Origin of the sequence: Runella sp. CRIBMP, assembly GCF_009905605.1 — a bacterium.
Taxonomy (GTDB): Bacteria; Bacteroidota; Bacteroidia; order Cytophagales; family Spirosomataceae; genus Runella.
Genome location: NZ_JAAAKZ010000001.1, coordinates 843,211 through 863,839, shown reverse-complemented (window position 1 = coordinate 863,839; position 20,629 = coordinate 843,211). Strand labels below are relative to the sequence as shown.

Sequence of the window (20,629 nt, the reverse complement as noted above, 5' to 3'; positions counted from 1 at the left end):
ATTACAAATTGAAATTTAATTTAAATCCAACGGGCATTGTCCAAGGCATTACGTTTTGTAGTTCTATACCTTGTCTAAAACGACCGCCATCAGCTTGGAACGCTCTTTCTGGATCAATGCCAATTTTTGAAGCAGTCCAGAGCATCAAGTTGCGGGTAAATATTGAGATACTGGCATTACGGAATCCACCAACATTAGGAATGTTATAGGCGAAAGAGAGTTCTCTCAATTTTATAAATGAAGCATCAAACGTGATTTGCTTGTTGTAGCTCCAGGCAAAAGTATTTGAGATAGGATAGATATTTGTTCCAGCACCACCTAGGTGCTCTTTGTAAGTACCATCAGATTGAAGAATCACACCTGGTACAAACGCACCGTCTCCGTCAGCACCCATACCTCCCGTTGCTTTGGTATACCCCCCTACCCGTGGGAAGTTTCCATTTTGAGGAATGATGTATTTTTCAGGATCTGATTTCAAGAGGGCCACCAATTCTGCCTCTGAGTACAACCCACCTGCAATCAGGTTGTCAATTTGGCGCTGCGATTTCCAGTCAGACTCTCCGTAACGGTAGGTGTACGATTGGAAATTTCCACCGATGCGAGCATCAAAGCTAGCAGCCAATGAGAAGCGTTTGTAAGAAAGTGTAGCCTGCATACCCGCAATGAAACGAGGGTTGAAATTTCCCACTTTTTCGCGTGCGTTGCGGTCATTTACAGGAATCCAGCTACCGTTTCTATCGAGGATTGGCCACCGGTAATAAGGCGAGCTTGGGTCTGTAACCTGTGCATAGCCACGGCTATAGATACTCCCGACTTCTTCCCCAACAAAGGTGAAGGCCCCCCCATTGTTGTCATCCCAAAGGGTATAAAAGTCCATCCCTTCGGTCAGTTCTTTGATGGTCGTACGGTTGCGGGTAAAGTTTACGTTAATGTCCAGATTCCAACCATTTTTGTCGCGAATTGGGCTACCACCTAAATTGATTTCCCACCCTTTGCTGGCCAATAAACCTGCGTTGATTAGCTTACTACCAAAACCCGAAGAAGAAGGGGTAGTAATACCCAAAATCTGGTTTTTGTTCTCTAGATAATAGTAAGTACCTTCAAAGCGCAAGCGGTTTTCAAAGAAACCTAAATCAACTCCTACCTCAGTAGAGGTCGCGATTTCTGGCTTCAATTGCGCGTTAAGCAACGTACTTGGTACACCCGTCGTAATCAAACTTCCCCAAGTACCAGTACCCAGCGTAGGTACCAATTGGTAAGGGTTAGCATCGTTACCTACCTGAGCCCAGCCTGCTCTGAATTTCAGCAATGAAATTGATTTAGGCAGATTGAACGTATAGTTTGCCAACCAGCTTACCGAAGCCGATGGATAGAAATATGAGCGGTTTTCGGCAGGGAGCGTGCTCGACCAGTCGTTGCGGGCGGTCAAGTCTACATACAGCATATTTTTGTAACCCAATGAAGCCATTCCATAAATACTGTATATTTCTTTTTTGCTACTAGCATTACTTACTTGAAGCGAAGCCAATGGAATATTCGAAACACGATACAGCCCTGGCACCGTCAAAATACTACCCCCCATGTAATCTTCTTTGTAGTTTTGAGTCATGTAGTTACCTCCTCCCGATACACTCAAGTCAATCGCCTTGATGTTCTTTTTATAGGTCAATAAGAAATCCGTATTGGTTTCTTTCCGACCAATGCCTTGTAAGTAGTATCCTCCATTTCTAACACGGCTATAACTCCACGGGATTTTGGTTTCGCGGTCTTCCACAAACATATCGTGCGATACGCGAGCGAAGGCACTCAATTCTGAAGTAATTTGATAATCCAGCTTCATATTTCCGTAAATGCGGTCACGATTGAAGCCGTTGTTGATTCCATAGGCCAAGAAATAGGGGTTATCACCGTTGGAAGGCGATAGTTGTTTGATTTGCTCCTGTCCTGGTATCCAATAGTTTTTCAGTTCGCGCACATCAACGTGTGACCATTGATATACCGCTTCCAGTGGGTTAGCACCACGGTTAGCAGTAGAAGGGCGGTTGTCTGACTGAGAGCGTACGAAGTTTAGATTTGTATTTAACTTTAGTTTGGTGGTAATATCGTACGTTCCAGCCGCTGATAAAGAGTGACGGTTCAAGTCTGAATTGGGAATAGGCCCCGTATTCTTCATGTAATTATACGACACCCGATAGGTTGTTTTGTCGTTAGAACCCGATATGGCGATATTGTTTGTCGTAGTAATACCCGTTTGCAAAAAATTCTTCATATTGTCTTTGTAAGACTTCAATTCAGTCGGAATTTTGTTGCCATTGGCATCCAATGGGCTATTCCATTGAGCAGCTAAAATACCTTTGTCCAATTCCGGTCCTGCCCAGTAAGCAGATGCTTCGTCAAGACGTGCATTTCTGTTACCGTTGGCGTATTTGTAGTGGAAGTCTAAGAAGCGGTAAGGAGTCTCAAAAACGTTGCTTGTCGAGAATGAAACGCCTACGCCTTTGCCTTTTTTACCAGATTTGGTCGTAATTAAGATCACCCCGTTACCAGCACGAGAGCCGTAAAGAGCGGCCGCACTTGGGCCTTTTAATACTGAGATGCTCTCTACATCGTCAGGGTTGATGTCAGAAATGGCGTTACCGTAGTCTACGTTGTTGCGGTCGCCCATGGAGCGCAAGTTGTTTAGACTATTAGCTACTGGTACTCCATCAATCACAAAAAGTGGCTGATTGTCGTTACTCAGCGAAGTAGCTCCCCGAATAATTACACTGACAGAAGACCCTGGCCCACTGGTTTGGTTGATGGTTACCCCCGCTACGCGTCCAGAGAGCGCATTTAGCACGTTTTCTTGGGGTACATTGACGATGTCTTTTCCCGACACCTCGCCTACAGAATAACCTAAGGCGCGTTTTTCACGCTTGATACCCAAGGCCGTCACCACTACTTCGTTGAGGTTTTCGGTACCTGGGGTCAACGAGACATCCACTACGTTGCGGTTTCCTACTGCCACTTCAGCAGCATCATAACCCACAAACGAAAATACGAGCACTGGATTGGCCCCGTTTACTTCGATGGAGTAATTTCCGGTTGCATTACTGCTGGTTCCTTTTTGCGAACCTTTCAAAACAATGTTAACGCCGGGCATTCCAGTACCGTCTTCGCTGGTAGTGACTTTACCTGTGATTACTCTGTTCTGGGCCTGAACAGCAGGGCAAAACATGCCCAATACCAATCCCACGACAAGCAATCGCCTGATTGTCCGTTGGAATAGAAAAAAGTGTTTCATATAGCTTGCAATGTTTAGTTAGTTAGTACCTGAGGTACGAAATAACCTAACAAACAGGCTATTCGCGATGTGTTATTTTTTTAACAAACACCGCTTAAAACTCGAAAAGAGGCCTTTTTTCAATCAATCAAAAAGACTCGCTTTATAGTTAAATTAATAAATTTTGAAGAAAATTATAGAAGACAAGAAAGACCGTCGGGAAACGTATATAGTCATTCCCCGACGGTAAAAAAGGTTATTGTAGCAACCAAATTTTGGAGAATTGGTCATCAACGGCGGGGGTCAATGAACCTACTCCGAGGTCATAAGCGGTTTTGTTTTGCCCTAGCTCATTGCCTGGGTAGCGGTAGCGGAGGGGGAACGGAAAGCCGCTCAAACGTCCGTTGTTGAAAATATTTGGTAAGCCTGACCGGCGTAAATCAAGATACGCTTCTGACGAAACAAGGAACAGCGAAAGCCATTTTTGGTCGGCAATTTTGGCCAATTGCCCCGCCTTATCGGCTGGCAATGCGATACTTCCCTGTTTCAAATAGGTATCAATATCTGCCTGTTTTACCCCCCAGCGCAGCAATGAATTGGTGATTCCTTTGCGATAATACGCATCAGCACTACCCGTTATCAAGCCTTTGGCAGCGGCTTCTGCCAGTATGAATTGTACTTCGTCACTGTTCATGATTTGGGCCTTCAGCAGGTTGTGTTTGTTTTGACGAAACAACTGCGAAAACTGTGATACTTTAAAGTTACCGACCACACCGCCAGCTGCGGTGTTGTAGTGACCATTCCCGTTTTTCCAGTCACTCAACATCCCAGCGATAAATCCAGTGTATAATTTGTCGGTATCTGTAATGTTGGAGGCTTGCGCGGCAATGTCTTTGTTGGTACGGTCGAGGTATTCCCATTTTGAAGTATACGTAAAGCCATTCGGGTCAGTCGTGGTTACCGAAACACCGTTTTTGGTTTTATCGGTTGTCCAAGGATTCTCCACAGGAGCTACCCAGATAGCCAAACGAGGGTCATTCAAGTCCGTCAACTTATCCACCAATGTTTTGCAAGGTCTTCTTTTATTAAATTCATCGACCGAACCCCAGTTGATGGTTCCGCCTTTCCAAGAATTATCGGCCGTTACACCTACGTAGGAAATTGAGGCATTGTCGGTGGCTTCCGTAAAAATCGGCAAACTAGCCACGGCCGCCATTTTGGCCCCAGCATCAGGCATTTTGGCCGACGCATGAAGCAACAGTCGCAATTTAAGGGAGTTGGCAAACTTTATCCACTTGGTTTTATCACCACCAAACATCAGGTCATAGCTCTTATCAATCGGCTCAGTGCCCGAAGTAATCAGGGCGGTAGCATCATCCAATTCTTTGAGCAAACCGTTATACGTTGTCTGCTGTTTGTCGTATTTAGGATATAAAATTCCTTCACGGGCTTTTAGGGCTTCCGAATAATACACGTCTCCGTAAAAATCGGTCATGAATGAAAACAGCAACACCCGGAAAGTAATAAATATGCCTTTGTGGGCTTTTGAGGCTCTTTTGTCGGCTAAACCAATAGAACCATCCACCAACTTCAGGATATTCATCGCGGCATACATATCGTCGATTGGCGATTTGAAGCCCGAATAAAAGTTGTCGCCGCTTTGGTAGTTGCTTTGCATGTGCTGCACCGCGCTCGGAAGCCGGCGGTTATCAAAGCTCATATTTTGGTAAAAAAGCGACGTTTGCTTAATGACGGAAGCCAACAAATAAGGGTCATTCACTGATTCTACCGCATCCAACTGCTGTACGGTATCGGTAATCCGTAACTCGTCATCACTGCAGGAAAACACCCCCGCGAGTAAGACCATTGCGACTATTTTGAAAAAGGATTTCATATATCTTGTTGTTACAAAGGGTATTAAACATTAAAAATCAAGAGAGAGCTTAAAGCCATAAGAACGAATACTTGGCAACGTAGCGCGGAGAATTCCTTGGTTTGTACCCACTCCACTAAACGCTGATTCGGGGTCTTCGTTACGGCCCGAGGCATTCCACTGAAACACGTTTCTACCAATCAGCGCAAATGTGACGTTGCTGAGGTTGTACTTTGTGGTCAATGTTCTTGGCAAAGTATACGCGAGGGTGATTTCTCTCATTTTGAAATTGGTAGCGTCGTAGGTTCTGGTGGCCGAAAAGTTCCAGATGATATCGCCGTATCCGTTGTAAGGGAAATCGTAGAAGGTGTTTTTAGGATTCTCTCCGTTCACAATATAGTCCGCATCCGTTGCCTTAGCGGGGTCGCCCGTGTAATTTGGATTCAGAAATACTCCTTTTACGTAGCTAGCATCCTGAAAATTAGACCGCTTATCATCGTTGTTACTGTTGATAGCCTCGTACTCGCTGGCACCTTCGGCTGGCCAAACCAAGCCACCGTTTTCGGCGTCACGTCCTCCTACCCAATAAGGGTTGTTGGCTCCCGCGCCCAACGTCGTGGTAGCACGACCATTTGACTCGGCATATTGCTGATTGACAGACACATACTTGCCGCCTTTGCGCAGGCTACCTACCAATCCAAGCGTAAACTGCTTGTATTTAAGGGTTGTGTTTAAACCGAGAATAAAGTCTGGGTTGAAATTACCCAATTTACCACGGTCTCTTTCGTCGCTTGATTTTTGAATTTTCCCTTCATTACCATCCAGCAACGGCATTCCAGCGTATTTTCCCGTTTTTACTCTCAACACTGGGTTTTCTTCGTAAATGCTCCCAATCACTTCTCCTTCGGCGATTTTCACTTTGGTTTTGCCATCGTAGCTCGCAAATACATAACCCGCAGGAGCAAATTTGTCAGACAAACGAGTAATTGTAGCTTTATAATGGGTAAAGCTGGCCGAAATATCCCAAGTCAACTCTTTGGTTTTGATGGGTGTATAGGTCAACCCCCACTCAAAGCCTTTATTGCGCACATCGCCGATGTTGGTCAATAAACCAGTATAGCCAGTTCCTTGCACCAACGGGATATTGTCAATTTGGTCTTTTTGGTCTTTGATGAAATACGTAAAATCAAATTTGATGCGGTTGTTCAACATCCAGATATCGGTCCCGATTTCTTTAGACACTGAATGCTGAGCTTTCAGGTTTGGATCCACAATAGAGGCATTCAAACTGACGGTATTGATGGAACCCCAAGGGCTGGCGTCATAACTATACGTGTCGATGGAACGACGACGAACCAGTCCGTTTCCTACGTCAGCGTAGTTAAGGCGGGCTTTCACTAAGTTAAATATCGTGGGAAGTTTAACAGTCTCAGAAAGTACCCAGCTCAACGAAGCAGAAGGATAGAAATAACTGATTTTCTCTTGCGAATAGGCCCCTTTCCAGTCATTACGTCCGGTTACTTCTAGAAACAACTGGTTGTCATAGCCAAAATTGGCCGTGCCATACAAACTTTCTGACTTACCCACCAAGTACGGATTTCCGTTAACGGTCAAAGTACCCGCTTTGATATTACCCAACGTAAAGAGGGAAGGTGAGCTCAAATCGCCACCGATGATTTCCATCGAAGTAGCATTGGTGTACCGATAGTTACCGCCACCAGCTACCGTGACCGATAGTTTGCCAAATGTATTGTTATAGGTCAAGATGGCGTCAGTATTAGCTTCAATGCTACCGTTGGAACCCGAAACAAATTGGCCGTAGGCATCGCCTTTGCCGCCCCATGATTGTCTCAACTCATAATTTTCTTTCACATTCTGCATACCCGTACGAAGCATCAAGGAAAAAGGTTTAGACAATTGCCAATCCAACTGGGCTTTGCCGAAGTAGTTATCACGGGCAAACTTGTGGATTTTTTCGTACGTGATCCACCAAGGGTTATTTTGGGAAACGTCAATTCCGTTGTCTTTCATGATGGCACCGTTTTGACGGATACCCGCAAAGCCTGGCATCCAGTAATCTCTCATTTGGTCGAGAGGCTGTAAGTTGGCCGGAATGTTAAACAACAAATCGTTCAGTACACTGTTAGAACCCGTGCTGTTGGCCTTGTTGGGCGAAAACGTTTTGATATAGCTTCCACTCACCGACACCCGTACATCTTTGGTCAGGTTGTAGGTAGTATTTAGGCTGAATGATTTTTGGTCCGTTTTGGTATTAGGCATCACACCTTTGTTGTTCATGTCCGAAACCGAAAAGCGGAAAGAGCCTTTATCATAATTGCCCGTCACGCCAATGGTGTTAGTCATGGTACTTCCAGTCTGAAGGTAGGCTTTTACGCGGTCTTCATTGGCCGAAAACATCGGGCCATTCTTCCATTGTTTTGCAGCTACGTCCCAATAATTTGCCGAAAATTTACCGTCGAGCTTAGGCCCCCAAGTATCGGTATTGTCATATTGCCATTCGTAGGCCCTTTCACCTTGTCCGTAGCCCAATTGCTCAGGAAAGAACTGGTACGCTTTGTCGGCGGTGGCGGAGGTGGTAAAACTTACCCCGATGCCTTTTTTGAGTCCAGCGCCCGACTTGGTGGTAATCATCACCACGCCATTTCCACCTTCTGCACCATAAAGTGCTCCAGCGCTACCGCCTTTCAGGATGGTTACAGAAGCAATATCTTCTGGGTTGAGTTGCGAAAGGATATTTCCAAAGTCTACTCCATCTTTATTGGTAAACGACTGTGTACCAACGGGCACACCGTTGATAACATACAAAGGCTGGCCTTTTAAAGCAACGTTGGCGTCACTCAAAGACGGCATTGCGGAAGTTCCCCGTATATTGACCAATACAGAAGAAGTAGGGTCGCTGCTGATATTGGTCAAGTTAACCCCGCTCACTTTCCCGTCGAGCGACTTCATTAAGTTGGGGTTACCAGCCTTGACGATGTCTTCAGACTTCAATTCACCCACCGAAAACGCCAGAGAACGTTTTTCCCGACTGATACCCAAAGCCGTTACCACAACCTCTTGGAGATTTTCAGCGCCTGGTTCCATCGTTACATCCACTATACTCCGAGTTCCGACGGGTATTTCTGTCATCTTGTATCCCACAAAAGAAAAAACCAATATGGGGTTGTTTCCAGTAACTTCAATTGAATAGTTACCTGTACCGTTACTGCTGGCTCCTCGCTGTGTGCCTTTTAGAACGATGTTTACACCTGGCATTCCCGCCCCGTCTTCTTTAGAGGTAATTTTACCCGTGATGGTACGGACTTGCGCATTGGCCAATGCCATGCAACCGCCCACCACCACTGCTGTCATCAGCAGGCGTTTTAGCATACGCTGCAAAGTAGAGTTGTAGTTCATTTAGATTAAAAATTTCAGTTGTGATTGTAATAGTACAGAAGATACAGGCCTATGAAGGGAAAGTACTAGAAAACGAAGATTAAAAACTGATTAAAAAACGCATGCACAACGGGCACGTTTTTCCTTGATTTTCAGGCAAAAAAGAAGGATGCTCTTGGCTTGATGGTAAAGCATCAAGCCAAGAGCATCCTATATAAAACAGCAGTATGAGATAATTCGGAAGAAAAAAAAAGATTGCTAAAGGGTACACAAGCACCATTAGCAAGAACCAGAAAGTATATTTAAACCATCCCTATTTCCTCTAATGTTTAAAAGTAACTCATAAAACAGCTGCCATGTCTACCCGCTCGCGCAGAAATTGCTTGGCTTTAACCAACTGATTTTTGACGGTATTTTTTGAAATACGCATCAACTCTGCAATCTCCTGATATGATTTACCTTCCTCCACATTCAGCTTCAGAATGATTTTTCGCTTTTCCGACAACGAATCAATGGCCGAACGTAGGCGCACAATCTTTGCCTCTTCGGTTTCAATCTCATCGATGTGTCTATCTTCCATTCGTTCCATGTACTGCTGACGAATAAAATGGCTTTTTTCCATTTTTTTGAAATGGTCAAAGGCCAAATTACGCAAACACGTAAACAAATAAGAATTAAAGTTTAGCTCTGGATTTATCTGGGTTCTTTTTTCCCAAATCTTTATGAAGACCTCATGCAGCATGTTTTCTGCCTCCTCTTCATCTTTGACGAGCGAAACGCAAAACTTAATTGCAGGGGTTTTGTAGTGGTTGTACAACTCCGCAAAGGCAGTCTGATCACCTTGGATTACTTTACGCAGGGTATATTCGCTGATACAGGCCATGGTGTAGTTTTTTGGGAAAGGTTAAAACTGGGTATAGATTGTAAAAGGACTACTTATTCTTAGAATTGTGAAAGTAAAATTACACCCTTATTTTCGGGAAACCGTCTCAAATTGCGTAAATATATCCTCAAATCGCGCAAAATATCAAAGAAGTAATATATCCTTAATAAAAGCCTATAAACCATTGTAAAACTATCATTTAGCCATAACAATTGGTTTATCAACGAGGAACATTGCGCTGTATCACCCCTCCCAAAAAACAAAAATTTTCCTATTCGCTAAAATTGACGCCTTCTCAATAGCCTGCACCCGGTCGAACGAAGTAATATCTGTGCATGACTCCCAGCCAAAAATGAAATCGTTCCTCAAAAAAAGTATTCTAATCATCCTGTTTTTGCCCCCTCTTAGCTATGTCTGCGGTCAAGTCAGCCCGCTGTCCTCTTATCAAGACACGGCATTTTGGCAGGAGTTTCACGAAGCGTACCCCGTCCATCCGTCGGCTTCCGCCCTCAATGAGGTCCGCAGTATTGCCGTCGACAGAAACGCCAACGTATGGATTGCCACCGCAGCGGGGGTGTTTGTAAAAAACGCCAAACAATCCGCTTGGACCGCCCTCCCAACCGAGGCGCCAAAGGGGCCCGCTTTCTCAGTCGCCGTTGACGCCAATAACGTGGCGTGGGTGGGTACTTGGGAAGGCATCTATCGGTTTCACAACCAAAAACTCGAACGCCTCGCGGGTGTAGAAGCACCCATCTCTGCCCTCTGCCCCACGCAGGACGGATTGGTAGCCATCGGGCCCAAAGGAATTTGGCAATTTGACGGGCAGCGGTTTGTAAAAAAAGACTGGGAGATTCCCCGTTCGGTACGCCATGCCATGACTGATGCCAAAGGGAATTTATGGCTCTCAAGCGACGTGGGATTATATAATATTAATAAGGTAGAAAAAACCAGAATTTTCAGGAATAAAAATGAGCTTTTGAGCGCATATATAAAAGGTAGTGCATCAGATGCCCAGCAACGAATTTGGGCAGGAGGTTTGGGGGGAGTAACCGTCATTCAAGATGGAAAAAAAATACAGACCATCACTCCCGCCGAAGGCCTCCCCACCGTGTACGCCACGTGCGTCAAGGCGGCGCCCGACGGTACGATGTGGGTCGGCACCGAGAAAGGCGTGGTTCGCTATTATCCAAACGGCACCCACTCATTGCGGTTTACGCGCAGGTGGCTACTCGACGACCACGTGGTTGACATTGATTTTGACCAAAATGGCAATGCCTGGATTGCCACCAAGAAAGGGGTGAGCGTTATCAAACGCCAAAAAATGACCTTGGCGCAAAAAAACGATTACTTCCACGATGTACTCCTCAAACGCCACATCCGGGCCCCGTGGATTGCGGGCCAGTGCCGCTTAGAAAAAGCGGGCGACCTCACCACCTGGCAACCAGAAGACGATGACAACGACGGCGAATACACGGGCAACTACCTCGCCATGGAGTGTTTTCGGTACGCTGTTACCAAAAGTCCCGACGCCAAAGAAAATGCCCGAAAGGCCTTTGGATTTCTGAAACTATTGCAGGAAGTAACCGATACCGAAGGTTTTTTTGCCAGAACAATCGTTCCTAATGATTGGAAAGGCATGCTTCACGACAAAAACCGTAGCTTTTCTCCCCAAGAACTAGCCGACGAATTGGTCAAAGAGCCGCGCTTCAAGCCCGTGGAGGTGCGTTGGCGGAAGTCCAAAGATGGCAAATGGCTCTGGAAAGGCGATACCAGCAGCGACGAAATGTGCGGACACATGTTTAGCTATTATTTTTACTACGAACTGGTGGCCGACGAAGCCGAAAAAGCAATCGTGCGCAAGCACGTAGCGCGCATCATGGATTACCTCATCAAACACAATTACAACTTTGTGGATATTGACGGAAAGCCCACGCGCTGGTCGGTGTGGTCGCCCGACCAACTCAACCGCGACCCGGAATGGGCCCCTGACAAAAATCAAAACTCGATGGAACTGTTGGGTTTTCTGAAGTTGGCGCATTACATGACCAACGACGACAAATACCAACGCGAGTACCTGCGGCTCATCGAAAAGGAACATTATCTGGAAAACATGGCGCAAGTAATCCTCCAAAATCCTGCGTGGTTTATCTATTTTGATGTGGTGTTACAGGCGTACATTTACCCGATTTTATTAAAATGCGAAAAAGACCCGCAACGCTTGGCCTTCTACCAAAAACACATGGATGAATGGTTTGAAAAACGCAAAGCTGACCAAAATCCACTCATCAATTTTATTTATTGCTATTCGAGAAACCAAAAAGTGGAGCTCGCCAACTCTGTTGATTTTCTGGTCGATACCCCGCTGGATCTCATCGACTGGCCCATCGACCACACCCAACGCGAAGACCTGAAAATTGTACGAACACCCGTGTTGGAAGACCAACAGGTGAACATTCTCCAACCAGCCAGCATCCGCATGACCGTAAGGTGGGACAAAAACCCCTGGACCGCGGCCGGAGGCGACCCGCACCGCGAACGAGAGCCCGTTTTCTGGCAGTTGCCCTACTGGATGGGCCGCTACCTCGGCATGATACGATAACTTTCATTTATCAGTTAACATTCACCAATCCTATTTCATAACTCGTAATTCACTCAAAATGCGTTCAACCACCTTTCTATTGCTGTGTTGTCTTGGATTATTTCTTTCGTGCAGCAAAAACACCACCACCCAACCCGTCTACGAAGATGTCCCCTTTTGGCAGGATTACAGCGTCAAATATTATTCCGAACCCACCAACGGCACCTTACTTTCGGCCTTCAGCGACCGCAACGGCGTGGTAAAAATCCTGTCGAGTGCGGGTCTGTTTCAGCCCTACGACGGGCAATTCTTGTACCACGGCAAGCTCCAAACCGACGGCACGTATCGTCCGTTGAAAGATAAAAAAATCGCCGCTCTGGGCGTGTACGAAAATCAATTCGTGTTTTTGGACGACAAAACCGTGTTGAGCAATGCCTGGGCTGGCAAGCTATTTTCTAAACACGCCCTTCCTGCCTCCCGAATTTTTGCGGGCGGAAAAGCCTTTACGTTTTTGGTTTCCGACGGCAAATCACTGCAACTCCTCAAAGATTCGACCTCGCTTTGGAAAGGCGATTTGGGTGGCGACGAAGTGCTTTCGATTCGCTACCAAGCCGACGCCGATGTGTTTTGGATTTTGGGTAAAAAATCGTTGCACACCTTGGCGGGCAATCAACTGACCAACGCTTTTCAGGGTGCCGCTTTCACGGCCTTCGACATCACCGACGATGGCAAAAAGCTCTTCGTCGGCACGACCGACGGCTACATCGAATGGGATATTGCCACCAAAAAACAAGTGGGTGAAATCCGTAAAAAACTTCCGTGGACCGAAATTACGGCCGTGGATACCATCGGCGATAAAGTGTGGTTTGGCACCACCAACGGCGCTTTTGCTCTCCGCAGCGACGGCAAATTTGACTACTACAACGGCGAGCGCTGGCTACCGAGCAACAGCGTTGTTCATATTGCCGAAGGCCCCAACAAATCCGTGTTGGTGTTGACCACGGCGGGTTTGGGACAGATTTGTTTCAAACAAATGACCTTGGAAGAAAAAGCCATGTATTACGAAGAGCAGGTACGCAGCCGCCACATTCGCAATGGTTTTAATGCCTCTTTGGATAACATGGAAAAAGGAAACATCGCTTCTGGCTACCTCGCCGACTCCGACAACGACGGCTTGTGGACTTCGATGTATTTGGGGGGCGAGATTTTCCGCTACGCCGTGACCAAAGACCAAGATGCTCTCCAAAATTGCCGCGAAGCACTCGACGCCATGGAGCGCCTCTACACCATCAACCCTGTGCCTGGATTTCCGTCGCGGTCGTTTGAGCGGAGCGGGTACATTTCCCAACTTGCCGACCCCGAGCGCTGGCAACACGCCGCCGACCCCGAATGGGATTGGAAAGCCACCACCAGCAGCGACGAAGCCGTGGGGCATATTTTTGCGTTCGGAGCCATGGCCGAGCTAATCGACGACCCCGACATGAAAAGTCGCGCCATTACGCTGATTGACACCCTGATGGGCCACATCGTAAAGAACAATTATTACCTCATTGACTACGATGGCAAACCGACCACTTGGGGCCGCTGGAGTCCAGAATACGTCAATGCCATGCCCAAAAACGTGGGTGACCGTAAGATTACATCATCCAATATCACGGCGATGCTGCAAACGGCCTATCATTTCACCAAGAAAGAAATCTACAAAGAAAAAGCGCTTGAGCTAATGCAAAAGCATGGGTATTTGGAAAACCTCATGCGCCCCATGAAGGAAATCGGCCCCGCGCCCGGCGAAGCCGACGACCTCAGCAAACTGCTTTCCGACGGCTGGAATCACTCCGACGACGAAATGTATTTTGTGAGCTATTGGGGGCTGTACCGTTATGCCTTCAACGACACGCTCAAAGCCAAATACAAAGAGGCCATCATCGACCACTGGGAAATCGAACGCCCGGAAAAAGAAGGAGCTTGGAACATTTTCACGGCTTTGACGGGCACGTCAGAATTTGACCTCAATGAAGCCGCTTGGTACCTAAGAGAGCACCCCCTCGACCTCATCGACTGGGCCATCTCCAACAGCCACCGCAAAGACGTGGAAAAATTAGCGCCTAATTTCCGCAACCAAACGCTCAAAGAAGTGCTCCCACCCGACGAGCGCCCCGTACAGCGCCACAACGGCAACATGTTCAACCTCGACCGCACGGGCAGCAACGGCACCTCTGAGCACAGCGCTGGCGATATTTGGCTCCTGCCCTACTGGATGGGCCGCTACCTAAAGGTCATCAGCGCCCCGAAAAAGTAACTTTATATACATAGCAAAAGGGTTGCAATCGCTTACTTCATAGGCAGTTGCAACCTTTTACTGTTTTTATCCTTCCGTTTTCAGCCTCCACCCCCACTTTTATTACCCTGTAAGGGTCTACTTCTCGTACCATACCCGCCACTTTTCTCCCCGACCTACCGTTTGATAACTATTTATGACACGACTTGTTGAATGGCATAAAAACGGGTAAAGAGACCTTCTCCAACAAGTCGAGGTATGTTTTAATCGTGGGGGTATTCATGCCAATTAGTTGATGTACTCATGCAAAATCAGTTGCATCTATGGGTGTATTTCAAAAAAAAATCGTGTATTTGCCCTGATTTTTGTAATCAAACAGGAAAAATATAAAACCTATTTTGTTTAGGTTTGTTGCATTTACAAGTTGTTGCAACGCGATAAAAGTGGTTGAATGAATCCTGACCCTACTATTCTTAAAAAACTGGACGACCTCATAGAAGCAAATCTGGATAATCCTGATTTTGCAATCAATGCTGTTTGCCAAAAATTAGGAGTGAGCCGTTCGCAACTGCACCGCATGTTGATTGAAGAAACCCAACTTTCGACGACGCTCTACATTCGTAAAAAAAGACTGGAAAAAGCAAAAATCCTCCTCAGTACCACCAATTTACGCATTTCGGAAATTACTGATGCCGTTGGTATCAATAGCCACGCCAATTTCAGCAAGTATTTTATTGAAGAATTTAACATCAGTCCCAGGGATTTTAAGAAGCGTGTTGAAGAACAAAAAAATAGCGTTCAGAAGCCGAAAAATGAAGCCGAACACCTGCCCGAACCTGCGCGGGTTCAAGAGCCGCCTGCCGCTTTTGCCAGCAATCCTGTTGACATTTCTGCCGCTTCAACGCCTGATTTCAGCAAAATTTACGCTCTTGTGGCGCTTTTTGCCGTTATAGGCATCGGTTATTATTTTATGGCTCACTCGCAAATTCTCAAAAGTAACAGCGAGCTAACAGCAATTCCCGAAAACTCGGTGGCCATTTTGCCCTTCAAAAACTTGGGCGAAGCCCAAAAATCTTATTTCAGTGAGGGCGTAATGGAGCAAATCCACAGTTCGTTGGCCACTTTCAACGAACTCAAAATTATCTCTACCACTTCTTCCAACAAATACGCCAATACGCCAAAAACCATTCCACAAATTGCCCAAGAACTGCGGGTGAATTATCTTCTGAATGGCACAGTGCTCCAAATTGACAACCAAGTAAGGATTACGGTTGAACTGGTCAGGGCAAAAGACGACAGGGTGGTTTGGACTAAAAAATTTGAAGGTGATACCAAGAATATTTTTAGCTACATGAACACAGTCTCGAAGGAAGTGGCTGTAGAATTGAACCAAAAATTGACCCAGAAATTAGACAAAACCCCCACCCAAAGCCTGCCCGCTTACAATCAATACCTGCAAGGCAGGCAGTTGCTGCAAACCCGCACCAAAGAAAAAATGGAGGCAGGCATCACCAAATTTGACAAGGCCATTGAGCTTGATGCCAGTTTTTCAGATGCATACGCAGACAAGGCCATTGCTTACTTTTTGATGGGCGACGACCAGTTTATGGAAGTAGAAACGGCCTATAAAATGGCTGAAAAAAACGCGCTGACCGCCATCAGACTTGATGCCGAAAACGGCAGGGCTTATGCCGTATTGGGCCTTATTTACAAGGTTCAAAATAAGTGGGAACAGGCAATGACAACGCTGCACATTGCACTAAAATTCAGCCCCAATGATGCCCTCATCACCTATTGGTACAGCCTGACGCTCCGGTCAATCGGGCAAATGGAAGAAGCCATTAAGTACAGCACTAAGGCGGTTTCGCTCGACCCACTCTCCAGCACCATATACAGCGGGCACATCATTGGCTGCGCTTATGCGGGGCAATTGGCCACCGCCGAGAAAGCCATCGAAGACGGTCAGCTTGTTTTTAACGAAACCCATTTGTTTCATAACGCAAAGGCATTTTACTACCTCAAACGCCAAGAATACGAAGCCGCGCTGACAGAGTTTTTGCAGTGCGACCAACTGAGTGCCAGGGTTTATTACAAGACATTGATTGCCTATACAAAAGCCAAATTGGGGCAGCAGTCTGAGGCAGAGTTGTACTTAAAAAGCCTGCCCCCCATTCCCGACAACTACAAGTATTTTGCCACTGTATATGCCGGTTTGGGTGACCGGGACAACTGTTTGAAATACCTCCAATTGGCCGCCGAGAAAAGCGATTCACCCAATTATTTGAAAGTCTCGCCTTTGTTTGTTTTTCTGCACAACGACGCTCGCTTCAACGCAATTTTGCAAAAATTAGGATTGCTCAACCCCGCTTTTTCTACCCCATAGCTCCCCGCTTTTCTTGTTCTGCTGTTGCTTTTTTGTCGTTGCTCCAACCCACAAAGAGCCGCCCGTTTTTGTGTGTTTCAACCTCACACACTGAACGACTTGTTTGCCAAAAAGTGAAAAACATGGTTTTTGCAACAATAAACATAGTTTTTGAGCTTCGTGCAACAATAAACATAGTTTTTGCAACAATACGCCAAGCCCTGCCGGAGGGGGTGCTTTACCTTTGTTAAGTCAATGGAAGAGATTGATTCTAACTTTACTATGAACGCTATTCAAATTCCTGCCTGTTATTACGCCTACAACCACAGCCTACCCTTTGCGTGGCACGACGTAGTGCGCCTCGAGGGCTCTGGAAACTATACGGTTTTTGTGCTACAAAATGGCCAAACCCATGTTTCTACCAAGACCATTGGCAACTACGGCCTGTTTTTGCCGAGTCAGTTTATCAGGATTCATAAGCGGTGCATCGTCAATCGGGAGTTTGTAACGGGCTTTTGTGACCAGCAGAAGGTGGTTTTTATGGCCGACGGCACCGCTGCCAAAGTAGCCCGAAGAAGGCGCAGTAGTTTGATGAATTTGTGAGTAGACGATAGCAGTTGTAAAAAGGCATTCGCGTTTTTTTTAACAAAAACAACCATGAAAGCAAGACTTGGATTTGTCAAAATAATGGCTGTGGTTTTGGGGCTGGAAGCTTGCGATTCCACCAAAAAAGACAAAGCAGACTACGAGATTGCCTCGCCCGTTTACGCGATCCTTGCCGAAAAATCGCTGGATTATTTAGCCGGGTTTGAGTTAGATGCTTTTGCCGAGATGCTGGCCGACAGCGTAGAATACGAGTTGCCCGATGGCACAAAATTGATGGGTAAAACGGCCGTAATCAATTATTGGAAAAGCTATCAGATAACCGCCGGCATACAATCTATGAGAATTGTGAATGCTACTTACCTACCCGTAGAAACGCACACAGCAGAAAAAACAACCAAGCGTTTAGGCACAAAAGTAGTCATAGGCCTTACGAATGAAATGGTATTTAAACACAAAAATACTGTCGTTAAAATGAATTTTTGCCTTCATTTTAACCAAGAAAAACTCATTGACCACATTGATAGCAACTACGACCAAACGCTCATCTGCCTTGTATCGCATAAATCCATTTTCTCATTATGAAAACTCTATTTTGCGTCTTACTAACTTTACTCAACGTTGTTTCATTACAAGCCCAAAAGCCCACTATCACTACCTTCGCTCCCGCGAGCGGCGCAGTTGGGACGAGCGTAACCATTGGCGGTCTCTATTTTGATGCCATGCCCATCCAGAACGTGGTCTATTTTGGGGCTACCAGAGCTACTGTTACCGCAGCCTCTAGTACCAGTTTAACCGTAACCGTACCGGCGGGGGCTACTTTCCAGCCGATAACGGTACTCAACCTAACCACCGGCCTGACGGGCAGTAGTGCCAAACCGTTCAATGTCACCTACGCGGGTGGAAGCATCGCCGCTTCCAGTTTTGAGATGAAGGTTGATTTTGCCGCTGGAACTGAGGCCTTAAATATGGCCATGGGCGATTTGGATGGTGATGGAAAGTCTGATTTAGTAACGGTCAATTTTAGTGCAAATACGATGTCGGTTTTGCGGAATACTGCCACTGCGGGCTCTATCAATACAGGCTCGTTTGCGGAAAAGGTAGATTATTCAACTAATACCAATCCCCGAGGTTTAGCCATTGGGGATATTGATGGCGATGGAAAACCCGAAGTTGTCGTTACCAATTTTAACAGCAACAATTTTTCGGTTTACCGCAACACCTCTACCATTGGCAGCATTAGTTTTGACACTAAAATTGATTTTCCGACCAATACAGGTCCTCGCTCGGTCTGCATCGCTGATTTTGATAGTGATGGAAAATCCGATTTGGCAATCGCTCATTCCAACATTAATATGTCGGTTTTGAGAAATACTTCTACCTACGGGAGTATTTCTTTTAATGCAAAGGTAGATTTCGGTTTGACGGCGGGCAATAACTCGACCTATATAGGTAGTGCAGATTTTGATGGTGATGGAAAATTAGATATTGCTGTCAATAACAGCGGATTAAGCACCGTTTCGATTTTACGGAATACTGCCACAAGCGGCACCATTGATGCCAGTTCATTTGCTGCCAAAGTTGATTTTAATACGGGTGCAATTCCTTTTGGTTTTAGTATTGGTGATATTGACGGTGATAATAAAGCCGACCTCGCAGTCGCTAATTTCAATGGTAATTCGATGTCTATTCTTAGAAATACAGCTACAAGCGGCACCATCGATGCCAATTCTTTCGCTGCTAAATTTGACATCGCTACCGGAACCACTTGCTCGGCAACCAACTTGGCTGATATTGATGGAGATGGAAAATTGGATTTATTATCTGTTAACCTTGGAACAAATTCGGTTTCTATTTATCGAAATACGGCCACGATTGGAGATATAAACTCAAATTCTTTTGCTGCCAAAGTCGATTTTACAACTGCCACTGGTCCACGCTATGTGTGCATTGGAGATTTAGATGGGGATAATAGACCTGACTTATCGGTCACTACGCAGACCTCGAATGTTGTATCAGTAATTCGGTATGCATTCAGCGTTGCTTCTGTTCCGACCGGCACGTCCAGTCCAACCATTTGTGCAGGCTCAACGGCTTCGTTGTCCGCAACATGTAACGTAGGTACGCCCAATTGGTACAATTTCTATACCAATGCTTTTTTATCGGCAGGCTCGCCATATATCACCCCAGTACTTTCTACCCCTATCCCTACCATTTACAAGGTTCGATGCGAGCAGGGTGTTTCGGTGAGTTCTTTTGTGAATGTTTTTGTAATGGTCAATCCTATACCAACCGCATTGGACGTTACCGCCAATGGCCCCACTACCATTTGCAGCGGCGGTTCGGTGACGCTCAATTCCAACATTGGCAACAACAATGCCCTGAATTTTTTGAAAGCCAGCAGCCAGTACGTTACCGTCCCGCACAGTGCCAGCATCAATTTGGGGACTACTTTCACGATAGAAGCCTGGGTACGCTATTCGGGCGTAAACTCGACCATTGTTGATAAAGGCAATTACAATTTTTTGTGGCAGTTGAGCGCTAATGGCAACGCCAACAAAATGGGCTTCTTTACCCTAAGCACCGGAACGTGGGTGTATTCGACGGGAAATGTCCCCGAAAATACGTGGACGCACGTGGCCATTACCCTGAATGCGGGAACCCTCACGTTTTACATCAACGGCGTGCCATCGGGAACTGCTTCCGTAACCATTTCACAAGACAACCAGCCGCTGAACATTGGCCGACAGCAACCCACTTTCTGTGCTTGTAATCATTTCAACGGGACGATGGACGAGTTACGAATATGGAACGTGGAAAGAAGCGCAGGCGAAATTCTGTATTGGATGAATCAGTCGGTGCCTCCCGGTAGCATCGGTTTTGCTGCTTATTACAAATTTGACGAAGGCACTGGCACCACCACGGCTGATGCCACTGGAAATGGCAATAACGGTACATTGGTGAACAATCCGACCTGGCAAGTGCCCACCACATCGCCCGTGAACGCGGTACTCTGGTCGAATGGCGCCACTACTCCAAGCATCGTAGCCACCACTGCGGGGACCTATTCAGCTACGCTTACAAACGTGTATGGTTGTACAAATCCGTCAAGTGTTACGATTAGTATAGGCTCCAACGCCGCCGCCGTTACCCTCGCCAGCCCCGCCGATGATTATGCTACGGGGGCGATTCTGAAAACGGCATCGAGCGTCAACGGAAAAATAACGGCGACTAACAAAGTGACGGGCACCGCAAAAGTCGACTATAAAGCCAAGTCAGTCCAATTAAATGCTGGTTTTAGAGCGGATGCCGGAACGGTGTTTAGTGCGGCGGTCGGGGGGTGTAATTGAATGGACTGGCCCGTGCCTACTTTCTTCAACATTTAGTAAACAAT

At 46.3% G+C, this 20,629-nt stretch carries 11 protein-coding genes; 6 read left to right on the top strand and 5 right to left on the bottom strand.

Annotated elements, in window-relative coordinates:
- Position 1: 1 nt before the first annotated feature.
- The 4 genes from GVN20_RS03535 to GVN20_RS03520 all read right to left on the bottom strand — a co-directional run bounded on the left by GVN20_RS03535 (position 2) and on the right by GVN20_RS03520 (position 9,414).
- Positions 2-3,283 (bottom strand): SusC/RagA family TonB-linked outer membrane protein, encoded by a 3,282-nt coding sequence (locus GVN20_RS03535; protein WP_166556986.1) that lies wholly within the window; start codon positions 3,281-3,283, stop codon positions 2-4.
- A gap of 235 nt (positions 3,284-3,518) precedes the next feature.
- Entirely contained in the window at positions 3,519-5,156 is a 1,638-nt protein-coding gene (locus GVN20_RS03530; RefSeq protein WP_166556985.1) for a SusD/RagB family nutrient-binding outer membrane lipoprotein, read from the bottom strand.
- A 30-nt stretch (positions 5,157-5,186) separates the two neighbouring features.
- Positions 5,187-8,552 (bottom strand): SusC/RagA family TonB-linked outer membrane protein, encoded by a 3,366-nt coding sequence (locus GVN20_RS03525; RefSeq protein WP_166556984.1) that lies wholly within the window; start codon positions 8,550-8,552, stop codon positions 5,187-5,189.
- A 319-nt stretch (positions 8,553-8,871) separates the two neighbouring features.
- Positions 8,872-9,414, bottom strand: a complete 543-nt coding sequence (locus tag GVN20_RS03520; RefSeq protein WP_114459919.1) for an RNA polymerase sigma factor — start codon at positions 9,412-9,414, stop codon at positions 8,872-8,874.
- Between the two features lie 352 nt (positions 9,415-9,766).
- On the opposite strand from GVN20_RS03520, the gene GVN20_RS03515 reads away from it, so the two are divergent.
- From GVN20_RS03515 to GVN20_RS03505, 3 genes are all read left to right on the top strand, one after another.
- Positions 9,767-12,013: a regulator gene (locus GVN20_RS03515; RefSeq protein WP_166556983.1), complete on the top strand. Its 2,247-nt coding sequence runs from the start codon at positions 9,767-9,769 to the stop codon at positions 12,011-12,013.
- 58 nt (positions 12,014-12,071) lie between these two features.
- A complete protein-coding gene (locus GVN20_RS03510) occupies positions 12,072-14,291 on the top strand; it encodes a hypothetical protein (protein ID WP_166556982.1) in 2,220 nt (739 codons plus the stop codon).
- A gap of 430 nt (positions 14,292-14,721) precedes the next feature.
- Positions 14,722-16,653 (top strand): FlgO family outer membrane protein, encoded by a 1,932-nt coding sequence (locus GVN20_RS03505; protein WP_166556981.1) that lies wholly within the window; start codon positions 14,722-14,724, stop codon positions 16,651-16,653.
- On the opposite strand, the gene GVN20_RS03500 is transcribed toward GVN20_RS03505, so the two are convergent.
- Positions 16,643-16,828: a hypothetical protein gene (locus GVN20_RS03500; protein WP_166556980.1), complete on the bottom strand. Its 186-nt coding sequence runs from the start codon at positions 16,826-16,828 to the stop codon at positions 16,643-16,645. The genes GVN20_RS03505 and GVN20_RS03500 overlap by 11 nt on opposite strands.
- Positions 16,829-16,914: 86 nt before the next feature.
- On the opposite strand from GVN20_RS03500, the gene GVN20_RS03495 reads away from it, so the two are divergent.
- The 3 genes from GVN20_RS03495 to GVN20_RS03485 are packed head-to-tail and all read left to right on the top strand — an operon-like array spanning position 16,915 to position 20,585.
- Positions 16,915-17,235: a LytTR family DNA-binding domain-containing protein gene (locus tag GVN20_RS03495; protein ID WP_166556979.1), complete on the top strand. Its 321-nt coding sequence runs from the start codon at positions 16,915-16,917 to the stop codon at positions 17,233-17,235.
- Positions 17,236-17,289: 54 nt separating this feature from the next.
- Positions 17,290-17,820 carry a hypothetical protein gene (locus GVN20_RS03490; protein WP_166556978.1) on the top strand — a complete coding sequence of 177 codons (531 nt, stop codon included), beginning with the start codon at positions 17,290-17,292 and terminating at the stop codon, positions 17,818-17,820.
- Complete coding sequence (locus GVN20_RS03485; RefSeq protein ID WP_166556977.1) at positions 17,817-20,585, top strand: FG-GAP-like repeat-containing protein; 2,769 nt, start codon at positions 17,817-17,819, stop codon at positions 20,583-20,585. The genes GVN20_RS03490 and GVN20_RS03485 overlap by 4 nt, the downstream gene beginning before the upstream one ends.
- The last annotated feature ends 44 nt before the right edge of the window (positions 20,586-20,629 follow it).

Bases quoted from the DNA above. Each gene is read 5' to 3' on its own strand.
- GVN20_RS03535 (WP_166556986.1), bottom strand. From the start codon at position 3,283: ATGAAACACTTTTTTCTATTCCAACGGACAATCAGGCGATTGCTTGTC.
- GVN20_RS03500 (WP_166556980.1), bottom strand. From the start codon at position 16,828: ATGTTTATTGTTGCACGAAGCTCAAAAACTATGTTTATTGTTGCAAAA.
- GVN20_RS03530 (WP_166556985.1), bottom strand. From the start codon at position 5,156: ATGAAATCCTTTTTCAAAATAGTCGCAATGGTCTTACTCGCGGGGGTG.
- GVN20_RS03485 (WP_166556977.1), top strand. From the start codon at position 17,817: ATGAAAACTCTATTTTGCGTCTTACTAACTTTACTCAACGTTGTTTCA.
- GVN20_RS03520 (WP_114459919.1), bottom strand. From the start codon at position 9,414: ATGGCCTGTATCAGCGAATATACCCTGCGTAAAGTAATCCAAGGTGAT.
- GVN20_RS03495 (WP_166556979.1), top strand. From the start codon at position 16,915: ATGAACGCTATTCAAATTCCTGCCTGTTATTACGCCTACAACCACAGC.
- GVN20_RS03490 (WP_166556978.1), top strand. From the start codon at position 17,290: ATGAAAGCAAGACTTGGATTTGTCAAAATAATGGCTGTGGTTTTGGGG.
- GVN20_RS03510 (WP_166556982.1), top strand. From the start codon at position 12,072: ATGCGTTCAACCACCTTTCTATTGCTGTGTTGTCTTGGATTATTTCTT.
- GVN20_RS03525 (WP_166556984.1), bottom strand. From the start codon at position 8,552: ATGAACTACAACTCTACTTTGCAGCGTATGCTAAAACGCCTGCTGATG.
- GVN20_RS03515 (WP_166556983.1), top strand. From the start codon at position 9,767: ATGAAATCGTTCCTCAAAAAAAGTATTCTAATCATCCTGTTTTTGCCC.
- GVN20_RS03505 (WP_166556981.1), top strand. From the start codon at position 14,722: ATGAATCCTGACCCTACTATTCTTAAAAAACTGGACGACCTCATAGAA.